General features: G+C 68.1%; 8 protein-coding genes. 4 read left to right on the forward strand and 4 right to left on the reverse strand.

The genetic code is table 11. The annotated features are described in order from the left end of the window. The 4 genes from ACNPM4_RS15020 to ACNPM4_RS15035 all read right to left on the reverse strand — a co-directional run. The coding region (locus ACNPM4_RS15020; protein WP_448986194.1) for an ABC transporter substrate-binding protein at window positions 1-715 on the reverse strand (715 nt) is incomplete at its 3' end. Between the two features lie 63 nt (window positions 716-778). Continuing rightward, window positions 779-1,657, reverse strand: coding sequence for a serine hydrolase (locus ACNPM4_RS15025; protein ID WP_448986196.1), 879 nt, complete (start codon window positions 1,655-1,657; stop codon window positions 779-781). Next, complete coding sequence (locus tag ACNPM4_RS15030; protein ID WP_029262614.1) at window positions 1,654-3,042, reverse strand: serine hydrolase domain-containing protein; 1,389 nt, start codon at window positions 3,040-3,042, stop codon at window positions 1,654-1,656. The genes ACNPM4_RS15025 and ACNPM4_RS15030 overlap by 4 nt, the downstream gene beginning before the upstream one ends. Before the next feature lie 142 nt (window positions 3,043-3,184). After that, a complete protein-coding gene (locus tag ACNPM4_RS15035; RefSeq protein WP_448986198.1) occupies window positions 3,185-4,669 on the reverse strand; it encodes an amidohydrolase family protein in 1,485 nt (494 codons plus the stop codon). 180 nt (window positions 4,670-4,849) lie between these two features. On the opposite strand from ACNPM4_RS15035, the gene ACNPM4_RS15040 reads away from it, so the two are divergent. The 4 genes from ACNPM4_RS15040 to ACNPM4_RS15055 all read left to right on the forward strand — a co-directional run bounded on the left by ACNPM4_RS15040 (window position 4,850) and on the right by ACNPM4_RS15055 (window position 10,082). After that, window positions 4,850-5,863, forward strand: coding sequence for a LacI family DNA-binding transcriptional regulator (locus tag ACNPM4_RS15040; protein ID WP_029262612.1), 1,014 nt, complete (start codon window positions 4,850-4,852; stop codon window positions 5,861-5,863). Between the two features lie 133 nt (window positions 5,864-5,996). After that, window positions 5,997-7,538 (forward strand): multiple monosaccharide ABC transporter ATP-binding protein, encoded by a 1,542-nt coding sequence (mmsA, locus tag ACNPM4_RS15045; protein WP_105710922.1) that lies wholly within the window; start codon window positions 5,997-5,999, stop codon window positions 7,536-7,538. Then, window positions 7,535-8,902, forward strand: coding sequence for a multiple monosaccharide ABC transporter permease (gene mmsB, locus ACNPM4_RS15050; RefSeq protein WP_029262610.1), 1,368 nt, complete (start codon window positions 7,535-7,537; stop codon window positions 8,900-8,902). Before mmsA ends, mmsB begins: the two co-directional genes overlap by 4 nt. Before the next feature lie 61 nt (window positions 8,903-8,963). Further along, window positions 8,964-10,082 carry a substrate-binding domain-containing protein gene (locus ACNPM4_RS15055; RefSeq protein WP_448986200.1) on the forward strand — a complete coding sequence of 373 codons (1,119 nt, stop codon included), beginning with the start codon at window positions 8,964-8,966 and terminating at the stop codon, window positions 10,080-10,082. Window positions 10,083-10,143: the final 61 nt, after the last annotated feature.

Consider the following 10,143-nt stretch of genomic DNA (forward strand, 5'->3'; position numbering starts at 1 on the left):
CGCGGTAGACGACCGTGTCGGGGATGCCCGGCTGCGTCGGATCCCAGTCGCCGGGTCCCCAGGTGAAGTCGTCGCGACGGGTCAGGGTGTATTGGTTGTTCGGCACGACCTCGGTGAGCGTGAACATCCCGGTCGCGCCTTCGCCGGCGGCTCGGGCGTCGGCGTCGTCGACGACGTTGCCGCACACGATCGAGATGCTTCCGACGTTCTCCACGAGGAAGGCATCGGGCCGTCCGCTCGTGACGGTGACGATGCCGCTGGCGTCGTCACCGGTCGCGGTGGTTCCCGGCTGCACCTGCACGCCGGCGAGGGGGGAGCCGTTCGCCGGATCGCCGATGAAGGAGATGTTCGCGGCGACCGCGGACGCCGTGAGCGGTGAGCCGTCCTGGCAGGTGATGTCGTCACGCAGCGTGAAGGTCGCCTGCTCCGTCCCGGCTTCCCATTCGGAGGCGAGCCCGGACAGGATCGTCCCGTCGTTCTGCACCTCGACGAGGCGACCGTACAGGTAGCGATCGATCTGTCGGGCCGTGCCGATGACGGTCGTGAACGGGTCGAGCGTGCCCGGGTCGGTGGCGACGGCCGCGGTGAAGGTCTTGCCGTCGGCGAGGACGCCGTCGGGGGTGTCTCCTCCTTCGGGAGGGGCGCTCGCGGCACAGGATGTCAGGGCGAGCGCCGCAACGCCCAGCAGCGCGATCAGCGGGGTACGAGAACGCATCAGAAGCCTCCAGCAGTGTTCGGGATGGTGCAGGTGGATGGTGCAGGGGGTGTGTGGTCCAGGTCAGAGGGCGCGCAGGTGCTCGACGGCGGCGAAGCCCGCGCGGCCGATCGAGGCGTCCACCAGAGGTTGCCTGTCGGCGAGGGATGCGGCGCGGGTGAAGACGGCCACTGCGTGCTGCCGGCCGTCGGGATAGGTCACCACGCCGGCCTCGTTGCGCCAGGTGGGCAGCGTGCCGGTCTTCGCCGCGATACGGACACCCGGGGGGAAGCCGGAGCTCAGCCGGTGCGGCCAGATCTGCTGTGCCATGATGTCCCTGGCCTGACGGCACGCCTCGGCCGTCGCCGCGGTGTCGGTCCACAGCGCGTTGAGCAGTGTCGTGACATCCCGCGGGGTGGAGTGCGAGGTCTTGACCGGATGCACCGCGTCGAGTGCGAGGATCTGTTCGGCGCTCGCCCCCTCGAACAGCTCGTCCAGATCGCTGTCGGGTGTGCCGCCGAGATCGGAGACGACCGAGGCGAACAGGTCTTCGCAGCACCCCACGAGCCGCGTGTGCCGCAGCCCCAGGTCGCTGATGACCCGGTTCACGGCATCACTCCCGAGCCGGTGGTACACGACGTCGGTGGCGGCGTTGTCGCTCATGGTCATCATGTTCTGCGCGAGGTCGCGCCAACTGGCCTCGACGTCGTCCGAGAACCCGGCGGTGCCCACGCCGCCGATGCGGTAGCGCGCCGTCACGGTGGTCCGCTCGGTCGGGTCGAGTTCCCCGGCGGCAACTGCGCGCACGTAGGCCGTGAGCACGAGGATCTTGAACACCGAGGCGAGCACCACGGGCTCGTCGGCGTCGACGCTCACCTCGGGGCCGCCCTCTTCGCCGATCTCCCGCGCGTGCAGGAACCCGGTCGCGCCGGCCTCCGTGAAGAGCGCCGCCGTCGTGCTCATGCGTCGACCCGGCGGTCGGCTCGTCCGGTGTGCAGGTACAGCGCACGTCCGGTGCCGTCGTCGCCGACGAAGGCGTGCGGCATGCGCATCCCGCGCTCCTGCTTGCGGGGGAGCAGCGTGTCGGTCGTCCAGCCGACGAGTTCGACCGGCTCCGGCGCCGGGCCCAGCTCGGCGAAGATCCCCTTCATGGTGCGCTCGAGCCAGATGCGGCCGTCGTCGTCGAGTCGCACGGTCGAGTCCGAGACCGACGACGAATACGTGCCGAGGATGCGGTCCACGTCGACCTCGACCGGCGTCTCCGGGATCGTGGGCAGCGCGGGCATCGTCACCCCGGCCAGCGCCGTGAGCACTCGGGAGGTGATGGCGTGGTAGGCGTCGACCGTCTGCCCGCCGTTCGTGAGGACCGCCACGGCGACCCCCGCGGAGGGAACCATCCGCAGGAACGCGTTCTGCCCGATCGTGCCGCCGTCGTGGCCGATCACGGGTCCGCCCTCCCAGTCGAAGATCTCCCAGCCCAGGCCCCACGCGTCGCCCATCAGGCCGAGTTCGGGGAGATCGACCTGACGCTCCTGCATCGCGCGGACGCTCTCCTCGGACAGGATGCGCGTCCCATCGGGAGCGACGCCGCCGTCCAGGTGCATGCGCGCGTAGCTCACCAGATCATGCGCGGTCATGGCGAGCATCGACCCGGCGGGTGCGTTCGAGCGCACCAGATTCCACACGGGGGCGGCCACCGGCTCGTCGCTGCCCTCGGCCGGGATGTGCCCGAGCGCGGCGCGGAACATGATCGCCTCGGAGGCCGTGGTGGCCACGTGCGTCAGGCCCAGCGGACCGGCGAGGTGCGTGCGCAGCGCCTGGTCGTACGACGTGCCGCGCAGGACCTCGACCATGCGGCCGAGCACCACGAAGGCGGCGTTGTTGTACGAGAAGCGCTCGCCCGGGGTGAAGAGTTGCGGGGCGTCGGCGATCGTCGCGAGGTACTTCTCCACGGCGTCGTCGCCGACCCCGGTGTCGTTGAAGAGGTCGCCCTCGAAGCCGCTCACGTGGCTCAGCAGCTGCCGGGCCGTGATCGTGCTCGCCGCCGCATCGTCGCCGATCGCGAAGGCGGGCACGGTGTCGCGCACCGGGGCGTCGATGTCGAGCAGTCCCTCGTCGACGAGCTGCATGATGAGCGTCGCCGTCCAGGTCTTGGTGATCGAGCCGATCTGGAAGACCGAGTCCACGTCGGCTTCGACACCGGTGTTGCGGTTCAGGATTCCGGCGGCGGTGGTGAAGATCTCACCGTCGGCCAGGATCGCGACGGATGCCGCGGGGATGTGCGCGTCGGCCAGCATCGCGGGAAGGTTCTCCCGCACCCAGCTGCCGATTTCGTTCAGGTCGGACACGTGCGCTCCTCTACATCGAGTGGGTCGTCGCATTCGAGGCGACGGCGATGGGCCGAGACTATTCGCGTGCTCCGCCGGCCCGTTGGTGTCGGGCGACGAGACTTGCGCGGACCTTGGTTCGCCCGGACGAAGGATCGATGCTTCAGGCGTTCCCTCGTACGGGGCGCCCCGGCAGGGCCTCGGTCACGATCTCCCCGGCGTGCACGACGGGGGTGCCGTGCACAAACAGGTAGCGGATGCCCCGCGAGGGCCGGGTCGGGTCGGAGTAGGTCGCCCGGTCGGTGAGGGTCGCCGGATCGAGGACCACGATGTCGGCATCGGCTCCGACAGCGAGATGCCCCTTGCCCCGCATGCCCGAGGAGACCTCGTCGAGCACCCGCGCCGGAAGGAATGAGCAGCGACGGAAGGCCTCCGGCCAGGTCCACGTGTCGCTCTCGAGCACCATGAGACGCAGCGACTTCGTGAACGTCCCGGCCGTGCGCGGATGCGTGTGCCCGCCGGATGGCAGGGGCCAGTCGCGCTGCTCGTACACGGTCCGACCGTCGGCTGCCGCCCAGGAGATCGGCATCGCATCGCTCGCGACGATCGAATCGGGGTAGGCGAGGGCACGGTCCAGGTGCGCGCGGTCGAGGGGATCGGCTTCGTCGAGGAACGTCACGATGCACGCGGCGCCGGGGTCCGTCGCGCGCACCTCGCGCAGCCGGGCCTCGTCGGCGATGCGCTCGCCGGTGTCGACGAGCACGAGCGAGCTCGGGGTGATGCCGAGTCCCTTGAGCTTCTCCGGAGCGAGGAAGAACGCGCCGATCGCGGTACTGCCCGCGCCGTAGGGATAGGCCTCCACGGTCACGCGGGAGCCCGCCGCGCGGCTGCGGTCGAGCAGGGCCAGCACGCGGTCGATGTGGCGCAGCGACGTGCTGTTCACGTGGCAGTGGTGCATGGCGGCGCCGGTCTCGGCGGCCGCGCGGACGAGCTCCTCCGACCCGTCGATCGGCGTGCGGCGGTCGGCTTCGATCAGCTCGCGCACGTGCGTGAACGTCGGGGCATGTGCGGCCGCGGCCAGCCGGGAGAGCTCCAGATACTCGTCCGGGTCGGAGCGGGGCGCGTAGCCCATGAGCACACCGATCCCCAGTGCGCCGGCACCGAGCTCGTCCTCGAGCAGGCTCAACCAGCGGCGGCGTTCGGCGGGGGAGGAGGCGCGCTGCCACTCGGGCGTGCCGAGCAGGTCCATCGACGCGGCGAAGTCGGCGACGGGCGCCCGGTCGAGGTGCGCGTACGCCCGTGCCTGCGACCAGGAGGCGGAGAATCCGTAGTTCAGGGGGCGGCCGTCTGCCGCGGCACGCGCCAGCGCCTCGGCGATCGGCATGAGGCCCGCTTCGAGGTCGAGTGCGGTGGTGACGCCGTCCATCGCCTGTAGACGCTGTCCGGCGATCGAGTGCACGTGGCTGTGCAGGTCGACGAAGCCGGGGCCGACGATGAGACCCGTGGCGTCGACGACGTCGGCATCCACCGGTGCCGTGAGTGCATCACCGACGGCGGCCACCCGTCCCTCTGTGATCAGGAGGTCGGCGATCCGGTCGGATCCGGTCTTCGGGTCGATGACGCGCCCGCCGCGCAGCAGAGTGTCCACGTGGTCACGATGCCATGCTGGGGGAGGCCGTTCCGGTGCAGTCCGACGAAACCGGGTGTACGTTCCCGTGCTCCCGCACAACCGGCGACGCGCGGCGACGGTCGGCGAGAGGTGCGTGCGCGCGTCCCAGCAGACATAATGAAGTGACGATGTGACCGTGCACACGCGAGGAGGCAAGTGATGTCCACCGCCTCCGAGCGTGCGCGGCTGCCCAGCATCCGCGACGTCGCACGGCTCGCGGGAGTCTCCCATCAGACCGTGTCCCGGGTGCTGAACGATCATCCGAGCATCCGTCCCGAGACGAAGGCCAAGGTCCTCGACGCGATCGCCGTGCTCGACTACCGGCCGAATCTCGCGGCCAGGGCGCTGGTCACCAGCAAGTCGAACATGCTGGGGATCCTCTCGGCGACCATCGGGGAGTTCGGTCCGACGTCATCCATCGCCGGGATCGAGGATGCGGCGCGCGAGGAGGGGTACTCGGTCTCGACCCTGAACCTCCCCGCGACGAGTCCGGAGGCGATCGGCAACGCGGTGCGGCAGCTCTCGCGCGAGCAGGTCGACGGGATCGTGGTGCTCGCGCCGCAGGTGCGGGTGTTCCATGTCCTTCGCGGCATGTCCGTCGACATGCCGTTCGTCACGCTGCAGACGGCATCCGGCTCGGACGGGGTGAGCCTGTCCGCCGACCAGGTCGCCGGTGCCAGAGCGGCGACGGAGCACCTGATCTCGCTCGGTCACAGCGACATCCTGCACCTGGCTGGACCCCAGGACTGGATCGAGGCCGAGTCGCGCATGCGCGGCTACCTCGACGGACTGCGCGAGGCCGATCTGCCCACGTTCCCGCCGATCCGCGGCGACTGGACCGCGGACTTCGGGTACTTCGCGGGCAAGGAGCTCGCCCTCCGCCGCGACTTCACCGCCGTGTTCGCCGCGAACGACCTCATGGCGATCGGGCTGATGCACGGGTTCCGCGACTCGGGGATACGCGTCCCGCACGACGTGAGTGTGATCGGTTTCGACGACATCCCCGTCGCGGCGCATGTGGCTCCGTCGCTCAGCACCGTGCACCAGGACTTCCCCGAGCTCGGGCGCCGCGCCGTGCGCATCCTGCTCGCGCAGATCCGTGGTGAGCAGGTGCCGGAGTTCGGCCCGCTGCAGACGATCCTGCGTGCGCGCGAATCCGCTGCATCACGGTAGCGACACGAAATCCCGGCGCGGACTTGACAGCGGTCCGTCATAAGACGACGATATATCGATGTGAACGGTCACATTGAAGGTGACCGCACGTCGCGAGGAATGATCCGTGAGCACCACTGCAACGTTGCCGACTGTGTCAGGCCCGATCCTGGAGATGCGAAGCATCACCAAGGAGTTCCCGGGGGTCAAGGCGCTGGCCGATGTCTCCATCACCGTCCGCGCCGGCGAGATCCACGCGATCTGCGGGGAGAACGGCGCCGGGAAGTCGACCCTGATGAAGGTCCTCTCCGGGGTGTATCCGTACGGGACCTACGAGGGCGAGATCCTGCTGTACGGCGAGGAGCAGCGCTTCAAGGACATCGTCGCCAGCGAGCAGGCCGGCATCGCGATCATCCACCAGGAGCTCGCGCTCATCCCCGAGCTCTCGGTCACCGAGAACATCTTCCTCGGCAACGAGATCTCCCGCGGCGGCCGCATCGACTGGCAGGCGCAGAAGGAGCGCACGATCGAGCTCCTCGCCCGCGTCGGGCTGAGTGAGGACCCGGACGCGCAGATCAAGACCCTCGGCGTCGGCAAGCAGCAGCTGATCGAGATCGCGAAGGCGCTCAACAAGGAGGTCAAGCTCCTGATCCTCGACGAGCCGACCGCCGCGCTCAACGAGAACGACTCCCAGCACCTGCTCGACCTGATCCTCGGCCTCAAGGCCAAGGGCATCGCGTCGATCATGATCAGCCACAAGCTCAACGAGATCGAGCAGATCGCCGATGAGATCACGATCATCCGCGACGGCCGCACGGTCGAGACGCTCGACATCTCCCGCGGCGAGATCAACGAGGACCGGATCATCCGCGGCATGGTCGGCCGCTCGCTCGAGAGCCGCTACCCCGACCGCACGCCCGAGATCGGCGAGGTGTTCTTCGAGGTCAAGGACTGGTGGGTGCAGCATCCGACCGTCCCGGAGCGCATGGTCGTCAAGGGCTCGAACATCAACGTCCGCCGCGGCGAGGTCGTCGGCATCGCCGGGCTCATGGGCGCCGGGCGCACCGAGTTCGCCATGAGCATCTTCGGTCGCTCCTACGGCACCTTCCTCTCCGGCACCCTGATCAAGGACGGCCAGGAGGTCGCCCTCCACGACGTCTCGTCCGCGATCAAGCACGGCCTGGCGTACGTCAGCGAGGACCGCAAGGTGCTCGGGCTCAACCTGCTCGACACCATCAAGCGCTCGGTCGTCGCCGCCAAGCTCTCCAAGATCGCCAAGCGCGGCGTCGTCGATGCACGCGCCGAGTTCGCCGTGGCGGAGGACTACCGCAAGGCCCTGCGCATCAAGACGCCCTCGGTCGAGGAGGGGGTCGGCAAGCTGTCCGGTGGAAACCAGCAGAAGGTCGTGCTGGCGAAGTGGATGTTCACCGATCCCGACCTGCTGATCCTCGACGAGCCGACCCGCGGGATCGACGTCGGAGCGAAGTACGAGATCTACGCGATCATCAACCAGCTCGCGGCACAGGGCAAGGGCGTCATCGTCATCTCCAGCGAGCTGCCCGAGCTGCTCGGCATCTCCGACCGCATCTACACGGTCTTCGAAGGTCGGGTCACCGACTGCATCCCGGCCGACCAGGCGACACCCGAGGACCTCATGCGCAGCATGACCTCGACGAACCAGAAAGCATCCGCATGACCACCGACACCACCGCAACGAAGCGCGGCTTCCACTTCAAGGACATCACGAAGATGTTCGGGGGCGGCCAGTCGACCCTCCGCCAGTTCGGCATCCTCGGCAGCCTCGTCGTGATCCTGGTCGTCTTCCAGGTGCTGACCTGGATCTTCAAGGGCACCGGCCTCACGCTCTCGTCCGGCAACCTGATCAACGTCGTCAACCAGTACTCGTACATCCTGATCCTCGCGATCGGCATGGTGATGGTCATCATCATGGGTCACATCGACCTGTCGGTCGGCTCGGTCGCCGCGTTCACCGGCATCGTGGTCGCGAAGGCCATGGCCGACTGGAATCTCCCCTGGCCGCTCGGCGTGCTCCTCGGTCTCGGCGTCGGCGTGCTCGTCGGTGCCTGGCAAGGGTTCTGGGTGGCGTATGTCGGGGTACCGGCGTTCATCGTGACGCTGGCGGGCATGCTGTTCTTCCGTGGTGCGAACCAGTGGGTCGGCGACTCGCAGTCGATCCCCGTCCCGCAGGGCTTCAAGGTCATCGGCGCCGGCTACCTGCCCGAGCTGTCGTTCATCCCCGTGCCCTTCAACGTCTTCACCATGCTGCTCGCCCTGCTCGGCGTCGCGTGGATCGTGTTCTGGGAGATCCGCACCCGTCGCATCCAGCACAAGATGGGTGCCGATATGGCGCCGTTGTGGGTGAGTGTCACCAAGGTCGTGCTGATCTCGGTCGTGATCCTCGTCGCGGGATGGCTGTTCGCCACCGGCCGTGAGGGCACCAGCTTCCCGATCTCGGGCATCATCCTGCTCGCCCTCGTCATCCTCTACTCGTTCATCACGAACAACACCGTGTTCGGCCGCCACATCTACGCGGTCGGCGGCAACCGCCAGGCCGCGCGCCTGTCGGGTGTGAAGGACCGCTGGGTCGACTTCTTCGTGATGATGAACATGTCGGTGCTCGCCTCGCTGGCCGGCATGATCTATGTCGCCAGGGCCACGGCCTCGGGGCCGCAGGACGGCAACGGCTGGGAGCTGGATGCGATCGCCTCGGTCTTCATCGGTGGCGCGGCCGTCTCGGGCGGTATCGGAACCGTGATCGGCTCGATCATCGGTGGTCTCGTGATGGCGTTCCTGAACAACGGTCTCGCGCTGCTGGGCGCCGGTGCCGACGTGGTCTCGATGATCAAGGGCCTCGTGCTCCTGTTCGCCGTCGGTGTCGACGTCTGGAACAAGCAGCAGGGTCGCCCGTCGATCACCGGCTTCCTCACGCGTCGCTTCGGCCGCAAGGAGGACCCGATGACCGACACCTTCGACCCGAAGGCGAACTACCCCACCAACCAGAAGTACGAAGCCCCCGCCGTCGACGAGACGCGCGGATAGTAGGGGTCTCACTGCGCACGCACACGCGTCGAGACCTACACACACCAGAGAAAGAGATCACATGAAGAAGATGCTTCTTACGGCGACAGCGATCGTCGCCGTGGGCGCTTTCGCCCTCACCGGCTGCTCCTCGGAGCGTGGCGGAGACACCGGCGCCGATGGTGGCGACGAGGCGGCAGCAGGCTTCGCCGCCGACGCCACGATCGGTGTCGCCCTTCCGGACAAGACCTCGGAGAACTGGGTCCTCGCCGGGGACCTGTTCAAAAAGGGTCTCGAGAAGGCCGGGTTCAAGGCAGACGTGCAGTACGCGCCGGCCAGCAACACGGTCGCCGAGCAGCAGAACCAGATCCAGGCGATGGTCACCGGTGGCGCCAAGGTCATCATCATCGGCGCCAAGGACGGCAAGCAGCTCGCGACGCAGGTCGAAGCCGCCCGCGACGCCGGTGTCGCCGTCATCGCGTACGACCGTCTGATCGAGAACACGGAGGCCGTCGACTACTACGTCGCGTTCGACAACTTCGAGGTCGGCAAGCTCCAGGGTCAGGCTCTGCTCGACGGTCTCGCCGAGCGTGCGGGCCACGAGGCTCCGTACAACATCGAGCTGTTCTCGGGCTCGCCGGATGACGCGAACTCCGCGGTGTTCTTCAACGGCGCCATGGAGGTCCTCCAGCCGAAGATCGACGACGGCACCCTGAAGGTCGTCTCGGGTCAGACCGAGATCGCCCAGACGGCGACCGAGGGCTGGAAGGCCGAGAACGCCCAGCGCCGCATGGACTCGATCCTCACGTCGACCTACAGCTCTGAGGCGCTCGACGGCGTCCTGTCCCCGAACGACACGCTCGCTCGCGCCATTATCACCTCGGTGCAGGGTGCGGGCAAGGACGTCCCGGTCGTCACCGGCCAGGACTCCGAGGTCGAGTCGGTGAAGTCGATCATGGAGGGCATCCAGTACTCCACGATCAACAAGGACACCACGCTCCTCGTCGAGCAGTCGATCAAGATGGTCGGCCAGCTCCAGAAGGGCGAAGAGGTCGACGTGAACGACGAAGAGCAGTACGACAACGGCGTGAAGGTCGTTCCCGCGTTCCTGCTGCCGCCGGTCATCGTCACGAAGGAGAACGCGGCCGAGGCGTACGCCAACGTCCCGAGCCTCCTCGAGATCGTGAAGTCGTACCAGTAATACCGCAGCATCCTGATCTCGCAGCGCTCGTCGCGGCGGATCCACGGGCCGTCCGGACCGT

Source organism: Microbacterium umsixpiens, assembly GCF_053543675.1.